The organism is Bacteroides sp. RCH18, assembly GCF_058231005.1.
The window spans coordinates 2,877,848-2,893,772 of the sequence record NZ_JBIPTC010000001.1; the positions used below are offsets into that span (position 1 = coordinate 2,877,848).

The 15,925-nt window shown below is 41.4% G+C and carries 10 protein-coding genes and 2 tRNA genes; 7 read left to right on the top strand and 5 right to left on the bottom strand.

Annotated elements, in window-relative coordinates; all coding sequences use genetic code 11:
- Nucleotides 1–72: 72 nt before the first annotated feature.
- From ahcY to ACHLI0_RS11620, 3 genes are all read right to left on the bottom strand, one after another.
- A complete protein-coding gene (ahcY, locus tag ACHLI0_RS11610; RefSeq protein WP_490749207.1) occupies nt 73–1,491 on the bottom strand; it encodes an adenosylhomocysteinase in 1,419 nt (472 codons plus the stop codon).
- A 191-nt stretch (nt 1,492–1,682) separates the two neighbouring features.
- Entirely contained in the window at nt 1,683–3,380 is a 1,698-nt protein-coding gene (locus tag ACHLI0_RS11615) for a S41 family peptidase (protein WP_008765353.1), read from the bottom strand.
- Nucleotides 3,381–3,424: 44 nt separating this feature from the next.
- Nucleotides 3,425–4,414: an adenosine kinase gene (locus ACHLI0_RS11620; protein WP_008765352.1), complete on the bottom strand. Its 990-nt coding sequence runs from the start codon at nt 4,412–4,414 to the stop codon at nt 3,425–3,427.
- A gap of 77 nt (nt 4,415–4,491) precedes the next feature.
- On the opposite strand from ACHLI0_RS11620, the gene ACHLI0_RS11625 reads away from it, so the two are divergent.
- Together ACHLI0_RS11625 and ACHLI0_RS11630 are read left to right on the top strand one after the other, a co-directional pair.
- Nucleotides 4,492–4,565 (top strand) — tRNA-Asn (locus ACHLI0_RS11625).
- Nucleotides 4,566–4,592: 27 nt separating this feature from the next.
- Nucleotides 4,593–4,666, top strand: a tRNA-Asn gene (locus tag ACHLI0_RS11630).
- A gap of 448 nt (nt 4,667–5,114) precedes the next feature.
- On the opposite strand, the gene ACHLI0_RS11635 is transcribed toward ACHLI0_RS11630, so the two are convergent.
- Nucleotides 5,115–5,822, bottom strand: coding sequence for a ComF family protein (locus tag ACHLI0_RS11635; RefSeq protein WP_008765351.1), 708 nt, complete (start codon nt 5,820–5,822; stop codon nt 5,115–5,117).
- Between the two features lie 31 nt (nt 5,823–5,853).
- Nucleotides 5,854–6,657, bottom strand: coding sequence for an inositol monophosphatase family protein (locus ACHLI0_RS11640; protein ID WP_032840856.1), 804 nt, complete (start codon nt 6,655–6,657; stop codon nt 5,854–5,856).
- A gap of 316 nt (nt 6,658–6,973) precedes the next feature.
- Between ACHLI0_RS11640 and ACHLI0_RS11645 the strand changes: the two genes are divergently transcribed.
- The 5 genes from ACHLI0_RS11645 to ACHLI0_RS11665 all read left to right on the top strand — a co-directional run bounded on the left by ACHLI0_RS11645 (nt 6,974) and on the right by ACHLI0_RS11665 (nt 15,919).
- Nucleotides 6,974–8,515: a BT2802 family ribose utilization protein gene (locus ACHLI0_RS11645; RefSeq protein ID WP_490749208.1), complete on the top strand. Its 1,542-nt coding sequence runs from the start codon at nt 6,974–6,976 to the stop codon at nt 8,513–8,515.
- A 227-nt stretch (nt 8,516–8,742) separates the two neighbouring features.
- Complete coding sequence (rbsK, locus tag ACHLI0_RS11650; protein WP_032840855.1) at nt 8,743–9,666, top strand: ribokinase; 924 nt, start codon at nt 8,743–8,745, stop codon at nt 9,664–9,666.
- Between the two features lie 40 nt (nt 9,667–9,706).
- Entirely contained in the window at nt 9,707–10,642 is a 936-nt protein-coding gene (gene rbsK / locus ACHLI0_RS11655; protein WP_008765347.1) for a ribokinase, read from the top strand.
- Between the two features lie 12 nt (nt 10,643–10,654).
- Entirely contained in the window at nt 10,655–13,906 is a 3,252-nt protein-coding gene (locus ACHLI0_RS11660; RefSeq protein ID WP_008765346.1) for a SusC/RagA family TonB-linked outer membrane protein, read from the top strand.
- A 12-nt stretch (nt 13,907–13,918) separates the two neighbouring features.
- A complete protein-coding gene (locus ACHLI0_RS11665; RefSeq protein WP_008765345.1) occupies nt 13,919–15,919 on the top strand; it encodes a RagB/SusD family nutrient uptake outer membrane protein in 2,001 nt (666 codons plus the stop codon).
- Nucleotides 15,920–15,925 lie beyond the last annotated feature (6 nt).

The following is a 15,925-nucleotide window of genomic DNA, read 5'->3' on the forward strand; positions in this document are numbered from 1 at the left end:
TAACAGCCCGGCAGATCACTCGTTCCATATAGCTGTTCATTGTCATTTGTCAACTGTCAATTGTCAATTAAATTAGTATCTATAATGTTCAGCCTTATAAGGTCCGTCTACCGATACACCGATATAAGCGGCCTGTTCCGGAGTCAGCTTCGTCAGTTTCACCCCGATCTTTTCGAGATGCAGGCGAGCCACTTCTTCATCCAGGTGCTTCGGCAAGCGGTATACATTTACTTCGTATTTCTTGTTGAACAACTCGATCTGAGCCAGTGTCTGATTGGTAAATGAGTTACTCATCACGAATGACGGATGGCCTGTCGCACATCCCAGATTCACCAGACGACCGTCAGCCAGCAAAAGAATGCTGTGACCATCCGGGAAATAATAGCGGTCTACCTGCGGCTTGATGTTTACACATTTGATGCCCGGATAATGTTTCAACGCATCCACCTGGATTTCATTATCGAAGTGTCCGATGTTACATACGATCGCCTGATCTTTCATTTTCTCCATGTGGTCAATGCGAATAATATCGATATTACCCGTAGTAGTCACGAAGATATTACCTTCGGCGCAGGCATCTTCCATCGTTACGACTTCGAAACCTTCCATTGCAGCCTGTAATGCACAGATCGGATCGACTTCCGTCACAAGCACACGCGCACCATAAGAGCGCATTGAATGCGAACATCCCTTGCCCACATCACCGTAACCACATACCACCACTACCTTACCGGCAATCATCACATCGGTCGCTCTCTTGATACCGTCAGCCAGTGACTCACGACATCCATAGAGATTATCAAACTTAGACTTGGTAACCGAATCGTTCACATTAAATGCCGGGAATAGCAATTTGCCTTCTTCCTGCATCTGATACAAACGGTGTACACCGGTCGTTGTCTCTTCCGATACGCCTCGCATTTCCTCAGCCACACGATGCCAGCGAATCTTATCCTCAGCCAATACTTTTTTCAGAATGGCATTCAGTTCGATTTCATCTTCCGCATGCACTTCCTTGTCCAATACGGCAGCATCATTCTCTGCATCATAACCGACATGAATCATCATAGTAGCGTCACCACCATCGTCTACAATCACGTTCGGACCTTTTCCGCCGGGGAAATTCAATGCTTGCAATGTGCACCACCAGTAATCGGCAAGATTCTCGCCTTTCCATGCAAATACTGCAACACCGGAAGCGGCAATCGCAGCAGCAGCATGATCCTGTGTTGAATATATATTACAAGAGCACCAGCGGACTTCAGCTCCCAATGCAACCAGTGTTTCAATCAGTACGGCGGTCTGGATGGTCATATGTAATGATCCCATGATACGGGCACCTTTTAACGGTTTGGATTCTCCATACTTTTCGCGTAGAGCCATCAGGCCGGGCATTTCTTTTTCTGCCAAATCGATTTCCTTGCGTCCGAAATCAGCAAGTGTAATATCTGCCACTTTATAAGGCAGAGTAGAGAATAATTCTGTAGACATATTGTAAATCATTTAAAATGTAATTGATGCAAAGATAGAACATTCTGATTAGTAGGGCAAAAGCTATCCTTCTTTTTTATAAAAAAAACACTTACACCGGGCTCCCATTGGCTAACCAATATAATATGCATATATAAAATGCGGTGAACATCTTACTAATGTCCACCGCATTTTATATATAACAATCAACGTTACTTCTTTTCAGCTTTCGTTATCGGCGCGCTCAGCATTTCCTTATACTTCGCAGGATCATTCAATACCTTTATTGCTTCCTGCAAATCATCATCATCCTTCAGTTGCTCGATAATACCACCTCTCTGGAAATAATAACGCTTGATAATTTCATTAGCAATCATTCTCTTGATATCCTTAGAGAAATAATCCAGGTCACGGTCAAGATTATGATTCAACTTCTTTTCCAGTGCCTTGAACTCTTCGGCAGCATCAGTCATATAGCCTTCAAATTCAGCAGCCTCTTTCAGTGTTTTCAGAATCTTCTCACTCTGCTGGTCATATTTGAAATCGGCCTTCTTCACCAGTTCCTTGAAATCATTGTAGTCAGCATCCGTCACTACAAACTTTTCAGGAGCAGCCACAGTAGGATGCTTCAAGCAGTATTGAGTCGCATAGTCAAAAATCAGATTATCACGTACGAGATAGAACAAGATATTCGGGAGTTTTTCCTGTTTGACAGTAATATCAGGCATTACACCACCTCCGTCACGTACTTCACGTCCGGCAGCAGTATAGAATACGTTAGTCAGACTGTCGGGAATCGTCCCCACACTTCCATCTTCGTTCCGGTGCTTATAGTCGATCGCCTGCACACAACGTCCGCTTGGGATATAATATTTGGAAGTAGTCACTTTCATCATTCCTCCATAAGGTAAAGAACGGGGAACTTGTACAAGTCCCTTTCCAAATGTACGGTTACCAACAATAACGGCACGATCAAGGTCTTGCAAAGAGCCCGACAGGATTTCTGAAGCAGAAGCCGTACCACTGTTTACCAATACGGCAATCGGAATATCCAGATCCAGCGGTTCACGCAAAGTCTTGTATGTGTTGCTTGCCTGTTTCGTCTTTCCCTTAGTGGTTACGATTACTTTTCCACGAGGCAGGAAGTAATTGGCTATTTCCACTGCTTCATCCAACAGACCGCCACCGTTATTACGGAGGTCGATGACCAGAGAAGTAGCTCCCTGTTTCTTCAGATCCAGCAATGCTTTTTTGAAATCCTTGGAAGGGTTGCCGGAGAATGTGCTCAGGCTGATATATCCCACCTTATTATCCATCACGGTGGCATATGGGATGGCAGGGGTCTGAATAGATTCACGTACGATAGTAAACTCCATCGGGGTTTGTCCGCCTTTCTCATTAGGACGCTCCACTTTCAGTTTAAAGCTCGTACCCGCCTGTCCGCGCAACATCTGGCTGACTTCCGAATTATTCTTTCCAAGGAGATCTTTTCCGTCTATTTCCATCAGGATATCTCCCGCCTTCAGTCCCGCTTTGGCCGCCGGAGTTCCTTCGAACGGTTCGGCAATCATGGAACGCTTCAGCTTCGTATTATAGGTAATAAGAGAACCGATACCTCCAAAGCTTCCTTTCACCATCTGCTCCAGTTCGCTTTGATCTTCCTCCGGGTAATATTCTGTATAAGGATCCAGCGAGAAAAGCATATTGTCGATTCCTTCGCGAATGGTCTTGTTCGGATCAATGGTATCCACGTAGAACATATCCAGTTCTTTCACAATCGCATTAAATGTATCCAGATTCTTGGCAATCTGGAAATTGCGGTCGTCTCCACTCTTAAAACTAAAGAAAGCTACAGTAGCTATTACAGCCACCAAAACAAGAGCTATCCGCCTATTCAGCAATTTTTTCATATATCTTTCATTAAAATGAGACGTAAAAGTAACTCAAACCTTGGTTATTCCGCCAGAACCTTGTTAATATTTAACTTAATTTCATCCCAGCGTTCCGGAGAGATTGTTGTTCCAATCACCTGAATAACATTTCCCGAGAGAATAGAACCAATTTTTGCACATTTTTCGAGCGAGTATCCGCACGTCAGACCATACAGAAATCCGGCAGCGAAATAATCGCCTGCGCCGGTAGTATCCAGAACTTTTTCTACAGGAATAGCCGACACTTTAATTTCTTCCGTACCTTTACGGATATAAGATCCGTTTGCTCCAACTTTCACAATAGCAATGCTGCATTTCTTGGCTATCACTCTCAGAGCTTCCTCCGGTTCTTCGCCGGTAAATGCTTTCGCTTCTTCCTCGTTTGCAAAAACGATATCCACATACTTATTTATTAATAAGGAGAAAAATTCCAGATCATTCTCCACGATATTATAACTTGCCATATCGAGACAGATTTGCAGACCAGCCTCTTTAGCCAGTTCGATGGCATGAAGAATCATTTCGTGATCCTGAACAAGGTATCCTTCTATAAATAAGTATGCATATCCTTTGAACATCTCCAATGTCAGATCTTCAGCTTTCAAAGAAGCGGCCGCTCCCAGATAAGTACCAAAAGTACGCTCTCCATCCTGAGAAATAAAAGTAGATGCCACTCCCGAAGGGAGCTGTTCGGAGGTCAATAAATTGTCTTCAATATTATTATTCTGCAGATTTTTCCGAAAAAAATCGCCATAATGATCATTTCCTACTTTTCCAATAAACCCTGTTCCGGCACCCAGACAAGCGAGTCCAAGTATGGCATTTCCTGCCGATCCACCTGTTGCCAGATGCGTTTTCATTTGTGAAAATTTTGTGTTAATCTGCTGTAACTTAGCGTCATCGATGAGTTGCATGCTTCCCTTGGGTAGTCCCAGTTCATCCAAGAGTGTATCGTCTTTCAGGGTTGCAAGTACGTCTATCAGGGCGTTGCCCAATCCTATTATTTTGTCCATTCTCAATATTTTTTTTGCAAAGATATTGCATATTTCAAAAAAACCTACTACTTTTGCATCGCAATTGAGAAAAACATTCTTCCTTAGCTCAGTCGGTTAGAGCATCTGACTGTTAATCAGAGGGTCCTTGGTTCAAGTCCAAGAGGAAGAGCAAAACTGAAATTCTTGATTGCAACATTCTTCCTTAGCTCAGTCGGTTAGAGCATCTGACTGTTAATCAGAGGGTCCTTGGTTCAAGTCCAAGAGGAAGAGCAAAAAAAGAGGTGTATCGGAAGATAGACCTCTTTTTTGTTTCTACTCTTGTCCTCCCCCCTGCTTCGAAAATAGATTCCTATAAATATAACAAACTAGAATGATAGAATAACGAAACTCTCATACCCTGCTTTTATTCACAAAAACATTTTTGTCTTTTGATAGTCTACAAAACTTTAAAGATTCAAAGGTTAACAACAAGCTTCCCATCTGAATAAAATAAGTTCTTGGGGTACATGAATTAATTCGTCCGGCTATAGGCATTCTTTCGTCCGCCTATAGCCGGACGCAAGTTTGCCTATAGGCAACGTTACGTTTGCCCATAGGCGGACGAATTAATTTATGAAGAGAAAGTACTTATTTGTAGAACAGCAGCAACATAATGTAAGCATTAGCATTCATTATAGTTTATATATAAGGAGAATCTTCGGAAAGACGACAAGCTACCCTATTCTGCCATAGCCAACGTCAACACACTAATACGTACTCCTTCAATCTCTGCCAGCCGGGAAGCGCACGCTACGGTAGTTGCTCCAGTTGTCAACACATCATCTACTATTAATATATGCTTTCCTGCCAAATGCTCCGAACAATGCAGTTCGAAGATTCCATCTACATTCTCCCAACGTTCTAAAGCTGACTTTTGTGTTTGCGTTTCCGTATTCTTCCGGCGTATGATCGCTTCGGTATCCACCGGAATACCTGTTACGGCCGTAATCCCGCGCGATATCCATTCACTTTGATTGTAGCCACGTATCTGCTGTTTCTTCTTATGCAAAGGGATGGGAATGATTACATCAACTCCATGAAAGAAATCGGAAGCCTGCAATTCGGATGCCATATATCGTCCCATAATAGCACCAATTTCTTTCTGTCCTCCATATTTGAGTTGGTGGAGAACTTGCCGAAAATCACTTCCTTTGCGATAAAAGAAAAAAGAAGTGGCACGTTCCAGAGGAAACTTACCCCAAAAGAGTTTTTCTACCGGATTGTCTTTTCGAAGATGATAATCGGTACGAGGCAGGTTTATATTGCACATGGTGCAAATACACTCTTCCCCTTTAGCCAACGATCCGCCACAAACGACGCAGCAACGGGGAAACCAAAGGGACAAAAAAGAATAAAGCCAATCTTTTATAAGTAATGTGTGTTTCATAGTAGTAGCTATTTATACATTCGCAGCAGTCTTACATATCCAACGGAGGAACTTCCGCCAAAAGTTTCAAGAATAAAGGATGCAGGTATCCATTGGTTGCAATAATATGATGACCTTCTATAAAATGGTCGTCACCATAGAAATTAGTCACGCGACCGCCTGCTTCCAACACAATCAGGGCAGCCGCCGAATAATCCCACTTACCGATAAACGCTTCGGCCCATGCATCAAAGCGACCATTAGCTATATAACAGATTGCAGCCGCAGCCGAACCGTTCATGCGAATGCCTCCCACGGCTCCATAAAGGTTATCAATCAGATGGAGAGCCGTCGGTTTATACTGATCATAATTATAAGGTAATTCAGTAAACACAAATGCATTCTTGATATCCCGGACATCCGAAACATGAATTTCCTCACCATTCATGAAAGCCTTCCCCTCTTTCCAGGCATAGAAACATTCATTCCGGCAGACTTCATACACAACTCCCAAAAGCAATTCGGTACGACTGCGCAGAGCGATGCATACACAATAAGGAGCCTCATCATGAATATAATTCGTAGTTCCGTCCAATGGATCAATGACCCAGCAGTAAGGTTCGTCCTGATAAGTAGCAGAGCCTTCTTCCGTAATAAATCCTGCTTCGGGCAACAAGGCAGAAAGTGCTTTTACCAACCGTACTTCAGACTCTTTATCCACATACGACACATAATCATGCGCATGTTTTTCCATAACACGCTCACGACGGAAGTTTTTCCGCTCTTCTTTCAGAAAATGCCCGGCTTCGGTAGCTATGCGGCATACTTCAGCTGTAAGTTGCTTTAAATCCAACATTTCATCTTTATTATTAAAAAGTACATCGAAGGTATAGCTTTTCTTATGAAAAACCATCCAAAATGAGTATTATTTTCAGATAAACTATCAAACATTCAATCTTCAAGGCAGAAAAACATTCAATCATGTTATAATATCTTCTTCTGATCTAAGGGAAATGAGAATTCCCTGCAATTTTCAAAGCAAGCCCGGTTCTTTCATACAAATAGATGCACACAAAGAGCCACTGACAATACAAAGTGACAGAATGCCAGATTTGCTTTTTACATAAAAATTCCCGAATATTGCAATCTAATACTAATGCAAAGAGTTCCCTATGAAAAGAGTAGATTCCGTTATATCTCTGATATACTCGTTATCTAAATCAGAAAAGAAGCACTTCTCCCTACAAGTTATCAAAGACAAGGAGGAGAAAGACTATCTGGTGATTTATGATATTGTCATAAAGAGTAAACAACCGAATGGAAATACTGTAAAAGAGGAATTTTACAGACGCAAGCCCAATGGTTCATTTGAAGTGTCCATTCAATACTTATATGAAAAGCTGACGGATACGTTACTCACCCTACGTAAAAAGAAAGATATCTATTACGATCTGCTGAATGATTTGTGCAAAGCCCGAATGCTTTATGAACGTTCTCTGTTTGAAGAGTGTTTCGAAATACTATCCAATACGATAGAACAAGCACAATTCTATGAGAACAACGAAATTCTGACGATAGCTTTGAAGCTGGAACTGGAATATCTGCTCCGTCTGAACTTTCCCAACATGACAGAACAGGAGCTTTTTCACAAACACTTCATCCAAAATGAAGCTTTGAAAAAGATTCGGAAAATCACAGAGCAATCTTCATTGCACAACTTATTGAAATACCGTTTATCTCATATTGGCTCCATCAGGACAGTAAAGCAAAAACAGGATATGAATGACCTTATGGTCAACGAACTTTATATAGCCGCTTCTTCAGACTCCGAAGGCAATTTTGAATTGACACGAAACCATAAACTTTTTCAGGCTAATTACCTGATGGGAGCAGGTGATTACAGAGCTGCCCTAAATTCATACAAAGAACTGGACTCATTATTTGAGCAGAATCAGCAGTTCTGGTCAAATCCTCCTATATACTATTTATCTGTACTCGAAGGAGTACTCGGCAGCCTGCGGTCTGTGAGCAACTATGACGAAATCCCCTACTTCCTTGATAAATTAAGAAAGCTCATATCAGACAGCACTTCGCTCGAATTTAAAGTAAATGCAACTTGCCTTCTCTTCCAATACGAACTATTTCCCTATCTGGATAAAGGAGATTTCTCAAAATGTACCCAACTTATGGCAGACTACCAAGAAATACTTTATGATAAAGAAGCTTGGTTAAGCCCTATTCGAAAAAGTGAATTATTGCTTTACACCACACTCGTACACATTGGTAATCAAGAATATAAAGCTGCTAAGAAATATATCAGCAACGCTATCATAGACCATAACATAAAGTATCTGCCTTTAATGAGAACTATTCGTCTGGTCCGTCTCATCGTCTTTTATGAAGTGCAAGAGCATGAGCTGATCCAGTATGAATCCCGCTCCATCACCCGAAGTCTATCTTCTCCCAAAGAGCAGACTTTCAAAACAGAACGTATCATTTTATGGTTTCTGAATAAAAGAAATATTCCCATCCTGAAAAAAGACAGAGAAGCATTCTGGGAAAAGCTGTCTCCTGAGATTCATGAATTATATAATAATAAATATGAAAGTCAGCTTTTACGCCTCTTTGACTTTACGGCGTGGATGGAATCCAAAATCCGAAAAGAGAAACTGTCTGAAGTCCTCAGAGCACGTACTAGCGCAAAAGAATGTTAAAAGCCAAGGTATCTGATTCGTATTTCAGACGAAAAAACACTCTTTTCAAATCTCCATTTTCTCTTTGTAATTATATAAATTCATTTCACATTACCCCTACATTCTCTCCTGTATACAAGGAAAATTCAATATAAGATATCATTTTTGAGATTATATAAACCAATTATTAATGTAGAAAACTATGCATGATTATTGCTTTCATTTGCATAGTCTTAATTTTTAATACTATGGAAACTATATCAATTCATAGACCCAAAATTGTAGTCATCGGTAGTTGCAATACCGATATGGTCGTAAAAGCCAACAGACTACCTGTTCCCGGAGAAACCATACTAGGCGGAACCTTCTACATGAATCCCGGTGGCAAAGGAGCCAATCAGGCGATTGCAGCCGCCCGATTGGGAGCTGAAGTCACCTTCATATCCAAAATCGGATATGATTTGTTCGGCCTGCAAGCATTGGAAATATACAGATCAGAGAAAATTAATACGGAATATATATTTACCGACCAGAAAAGTCCGTCCGGAGTTGCACTCATCTCCGTAGATTCTTTCGGTGAAAATAGCATTATCGTAGCACCGGGAGCAAGCCGTTCGCTTTCTATTGAGGATATCAATAAAGCCGAAGAAAAAATCAAGGAAGCTGATATTATTCTCATGCAACTTGAGATTCCTATAGACACAGTGGAATATGCAGCTACTATTGCTTGCAAATATGGGAAAAAGGTAATCCTCAATCCGGCTCCTGCGTCCAGCCTGAGCAACTCATTCTTAAGGAACGTGCACACCATACTCCCCAACCGCATTGAAGCGGAAATGTTATCCGGAATCAAAGTGATGAATATAGAAAGCGCTCATCGTGCCGCTCAGGCCATCGGAGAGAAAGGTATAGAGAATGTTGTCATTACTTTAGGTAAAGACGGGGCTTACGTAAAAGAGAAAGATGAATATACCATGATTCCCGCAAAGGAAGTAGAGACGATTGACACAACAGGTGCCGGAGATGTATTTTGCGGAGCATTCAGCGTCTGCCTGTCTGAAGGGCATTCACTCGCTAAATCTGTGAAATTTGCCAATGCGGCGGCAGCCATAGCAGTCACGCGAATCGGTGCACAGAGTGCGATTCCTTATAAGAGAGAAGTTGTGCTATAAACGAGATAAGACCTAGGTTAAACACATAAATCTGATTCAAATGAAAGTAGTAGTTATTGGAAGTTCAAACATCGATATGGTTGCACAAGTCAACCATCTCCCAGCGCCTGGCGAAACAGTCGGAGATGCCAGTTTCATGCAATCCCTCGGAGGGAAAGGCGCCAATCAGGCTGTAGCAGCAGCAAGACTCGGGGGATCTGTAACGTTCATTACCTCTTTGGGAAATGATATGTATGCAGAAATTCTAAAAAAACACTTTAAGAAAGAAGGTATCACTACTGATTATATCATAGATGATGTTAATCAACCCACAGGGACTGCGCTCATTTTTGTTGCCGACAGTGGTGAAAACTGCATAGCAGTAGCTCCCGGAGCTAACTATTCTTTATTGCCCGGTTCAATTATTCATTTTTCAAAGGTTATTGACGAAGCAGATATCATAGTTATGCAAGCCGAGATTCCTTACGAAACGATTAAAAGAATAGCTCTTCTGGCTAAACAAAAAGGTAAAAAGGTATTGTTTAATCCCGCACCCGCCTGCCTGATTGATGAGGAGCTGATGAAAGCCATTGATATACTAGTCGTCAATGAACTGGAAGCAGCCTTCATCTCAGGAATTGAATATACAGGAAATAATCTTGAAGAAATCGCTCTAAGCTTATTACAGGCAGGTGCACGTAATACTGTGATCACATTGGGAAGTCAAGGTGTATATATGAAAAACGACAAAGAAATCATTCAGCTTCCCGGATACAAAGTAAATGCGATTGATACTATTGCAGCAGGCGACACGTTCTGTGGGGCATTGGCTGTAATTTGTGCCCAAAGGGAAATAGACCGGGATGCATTGAGTTTTGCGAATGCCGCGGCAGCTATCGCTGTTACACGTTCCGGTGCCCAACCGTCTATTCCTACTCTCGATGAAGTAAAACACTTCATGTTAGAAAAAGAATTAGCCTTATCATTCAACTTTTAAATTTAATGGATTATGAAAACTAATCGACATTCTACTCTCTTAAAGAAAGCTGTCCACCTGATAACTTATAACTCAAGTCATAAGCTTATCTGCCTGCTAGGCTGTCTACTTTTATGTTCAATGAATACGTATGCCCAGAATTATGTATCCGGAACAGTAAAAGATAATAATGGAGAACCTCTACTGGGAGTTTCCATAAAAGTAAAAGATGGGAATATAGTATCCGGAACTGTCACTGACTTTAACGGACACTACCAAGTGAAAGCGGATCCAAGTTCAACTATCGAATTCAGTTATATCGGATTTAAAACAGTCCAATTTACAGTAGGTGATAGAAAAATGATAAACGTAACACTGGGAGTTGACGACAATTTATTGGATGAAGTGATCGTTGTAGGTTATGGTACCCAAAAGAAGATTAATTTAACCGGTTCCGTCGGAGTCATTGACTCGAAAGCATTCGAAGCAATCCCTGTATCCAATGCAGTCCAGGCATTACAAGGGCAGGTTCCCGGTTTGAATATTTATAGCAATCAGGGAGGAGGTCTCAATCAGAAACAATCGATCAATGTACGTGGAGTCGGAACTATCGGAGAAGGTTCTACAGGAAGCGCCCTAGTCTTGATAGATGGTATGGAAGGAGATATTTATTCCATTAATCCGCAGGATATAGAATCTATTTCAGTTCTGAAAGATGCGGCAGCTTCTTCTATTTATGGTTCCAGAGCGCCATTCGGAGTAATCTTAGTAACGACCAAGAAAGGAAAGGCCGGTAAAGCGCAAGTTAACTACAACAACAGTTTTCGTGTAAGTAGCCCTATCAACATGCCTTCTTCATTAGACTCTTACACGTTCTCCTTATACTATAATGATGCAGCTGCCAATTCCGGATGGGGACCTTACAACTGGGTCTCGGAAGAAAGGATAAACCGCATCAAAGACTATATGGCCGGCAAGATTACCGATTCTACCATCCCCGTGCCCAATAATCCTTCGTTATGGGCAGACGGATATTCACAAGGAAATGATAATATTGATTATTATGACTATTTTTTCAAAGACAATGTCTTTGCACACGAGCACAATATCAGCGTTACTGGCGGGACAGACAAAATACAATACTATTTATCAGCGAACTATTTAGGTCAGGATGGAGAGCTCAGAATCGGAGATGAATACTCAAACAGATATACTGCATCTGCAAAAATCAACGCACAATTATCAAAAATAGTATCAGTCGGATTCAATACTCGCTTTATCAGAAGTGACTATGTACAGCCGACACATCTTAATGAAAGTTTTTTTGCCGAAATCGGACGCCAATGTTGGCCTACCAAACCTCTCTATGACCCAAATGGTATTCTATATGACGACCATGTGCTCCAAATGCAAAACGGAGGTGAAAAACAAGAGCGAAACACTTGGCTCTACCAACAACTGAATATAACGGTAGAACCTATCAAAGGATGGAGACTGATTGGAGATTTAAGCTATCGATACAACACACAATATTCACACTGGGATTACTTAACTGTCCATCAGACAGGTGTTGACGGAAAGACTAAGGGCAATACATGGAATAACGATTCCCAAGTACATGAAGGCACTTATGCCAGCGATTATTTTAATGTAAATCTCTATACAGATTATGCAAAGACCTTTGCAAAATCACATAATATGAAAGTTCTTTTCGGGTTTCAAGCCGAACAAAATAATTATAAAGATATAGCTGCTGAGAAGCTAGGAGTCATTTATCCGGGAAAACCGACTATCAACACTTCTACCGGAATGGATTCAAATAACCAAAAAGTTGCTCCGAATGTAGCAGGTGGACACAACAGATGGGCTACCGCCGGATTCTTCGGCAGATTGAATTATGATTACCTGGAAAAATATCTTCTGGAAGTAAATCTACGCTATGACGGTTCCTCACGATTTCGTAGTGACAGTCGTTGGGGATTTTTCCCTTCCGCATCAGTAGGCTGGAACATAGCCAGAGAAAAATTCTTCCTGCCTGTCAGCAAAGTTGTCAACACATTTAAGGTCAGAGCCTCTTATGGTAGTTTGGGTAACCAAAATACATCTTCTTTATATCCGACTTATTCTACAATCGGTACAGGAACAGGATCATGGATCATTGACGGAACATTAGCCAATATTGCCTGGGCACCTTCACTCGTCAGCTATAATCTCTCCTGGGAGAAAATCCGTACATGGAATGCCGGAGTTGACTTTGGCCTGTTCAACAATCGGCTAACCGGCTCTTTTGATTATTACATTCGTAAAACTGACGATATGGTCGGGCCTTCGGAGAAGTTGCCGGTAGCCCTCGGAACAGCTGTTCCCAGTTCCAATAATACAAATCTTAAAACATTCGGATGGGAACTGGAACTAATGTGGAAAGACCGGTTAAATAATGGATTGAATTATAGTGCCCGCTTTACACTCGCCGACAGTCGTACCAAGATTACTCGTTATTCAAACCCTTCCGGACTGATAGATGGATTTTATGCCGGAAAATACGTGGGCGAAATATGGGGATATGAAACGATAGGTATTGCACAGTCTGACCAGGAAATGGCTGAACATATCGGCAGATTAGTCAACGGTGGACAAAGTAATCTCGGCCAAGACTGGAAAGCCGGAGACATTATGTATAAAGATTTGAATGAAGACGGAAAAATTGATGCCGGAAGCCGCACCTTACAAGATCACGGTGATTTAAAAAGAATAGGTAACTCCACACCCCGATATAATGTAGGGCTAGAATTAGCCGCTGACTGGAAAGGATTCGATATCAGAATGTTCTGGCAAGGAACATTGAAAAGAGATTATTTTCAGGGTAGTTACTACTTCTGGGGGGCAAACGGTAGACAAGGGCCCTGGTTTTCCACAGCACTAAAAGGACACGATGATTATTTCCGAAATGACGAAGCCAGTCCATTGGGAACGAATCTGAATTCCTACTATCCAAGACCCTTATTCAACACCGATAAAAACCAGCAATCACAAACTAAATATTTACAAGATGCATCTTATCTACGTCTGAAGAATCTGCAGATAGGATATAGCTTGCCACACAACATCGTACAAAAAATGGGAATGCAGAACCTAAGGATTTTCGCATCCGGTGAAAACTTATTCACCATTACGAGCCTCATTGACTTCTTCGATCCCGAATCAATCGAAGGCGGCAGTTGGGGACACGGAAACGTTTACCCATTATCCCGAACATTCTCTTTTGGATTAAATGTCACATTCTAAAAACAGGATATTATGAAAAGACTTACGATATCAACCTTATTGAGCGGAGTGCTCTTCTTGACAAGTTGCAATGATTTCCTAAACCAGGAACCTCTTGATCAACTTTCTCCAAATGAATATCTGACAACAGAAAGTAATATTGCAGCTTTTGCTACTGATCAATATCAAGTGCTGCCTACTCATGGCACCTATGGATATGGAACTTTTGAAATTGACAATAACACAGATAATATGGCCGGTATGCAACCTAATGTAATGTATGCACCCGGCTACTGGAAAGTTGGACAAGAAGGAGGCTCATGGTATTTCGCTGATATTTACCGGTGCAATTATTTCTTTGAGAATGTGCTTCCATCGTATGAAGACAATGCCATTGTCGGAAACACGACCAATATCAAACACTATATCGGAGAAATGTATTTCTTCAGAGCTTTCATGTATTTTGAAAGATTAAAATCATTAGGTGACTTTCCTATTATTACTAAAACTTATCCTAATGAACGTGAAGCTCTGATAGAAATCAGCAAACGAGCCCCCCGAAATGAAGTAGCTAGATTTATCTTATCTGATCTGGACAAAGCTATAGAAATGATGCAAAACATAGCTCCTTCCGGAGGTAAGAACCGGCTAAGCAAAGACTGCGCTACCCTTCTCAAGTCAAGGGTCGCACTTTACGAAGGCTCATGGCTGAAGAATTTTAAAGGAACAGCTTTTGTACCCAATGGACCGGGATGGCCGGGAGCAAATAAAGATTATAATGCTAATTACTCATTTAAATCCGGAAGTATTGAAAAAGAATCAGAGTTCTTCTTTGATGAAGCTATTAAAGCGGCACAAATCATAGCAGAAAAATATAATGTATTAACTGCCAATACAGGAGTATTCCCGCAAACTTCTTCGGAACCTGAAAATCCTTATTTCAGTATGTTCTGCGATATTGATATGGAGAAATACAATGAAGTACTTTTATGGAGACGCTACAACACAGGATTAGGAGTGGCAAATGAAGTTTGTCAATACGGATGTGTCGGCAACAATGGAGTAGGCACTACTAAAAGCATGATTGACGCCTTTATTCTTAAAAATGGAGAACCTATTTATGCATCCCCAATGTGGGCAGATGAAAACTCATCTTATTGGGGAGATAATAATATCATTCATATCACTAAAAACAGGGATACCCGTGCAGACATCTTCATCAAAAAGCCAGGACAGAAAAATTTGCATACTCAGGCAGGAGATCATGGGGTAGTAGAAGAATGGGGGCCCAATATAACCGCCTCTTCTGTTACAGAAAAGTACAATACAGGCTATGCCTTACGCAAAGGATTGAACCCTGACGGGAAATACACAAATAACACTCAAAGTATTGTCGGTTCTATCATATTCCGTACAGCCGAAGCCTATCTTAACTATATAGAAGCTTATTATGAATTACATGGTTCACTCGACTCCTATGCAGAAAAGTACTGGAAAGCGATTCGTCGCAGAGCCGGCATTGATGAGGACTATACCAAAACAATCAGGCTTACAGATATGTCAAAAGAAGCAGAAACTGATTGGGGGGCATATTCCGGCGGAGAAATTATTGATGCCACACGTTATAATATCCGCCGTGAACGAAGATGTGAGTTGATGGCGGAAGGTTTACGTAGCATGGATTTACACAGATGGCGCTCAATGGATCAGATGATTACGAAACCCTACCATATACTAGGAATGAATTTATGGCAGGAAATGTATGGCTGGGACTGGTATAAAGATTCTAACGGCAACTCCATTCTTAAAGAAGGAGAAAATGTTTCACCACGTAGCTTCAGTACTTATCTTGCTCCTTATCACATCACAGCCAATAACATTGTTTACAACGGCTATAAATGGAATATGGCACACTATCTCGATCCGATAGCAGCAGAACATTTTCTAGTTACTTCATCCGGAGGTGATTTGGATTCTTCTCCTATCTATCAGAATCCAGGCTGGCCTATGACAGGAGGAGGAACCCCGCAATAATCCAAT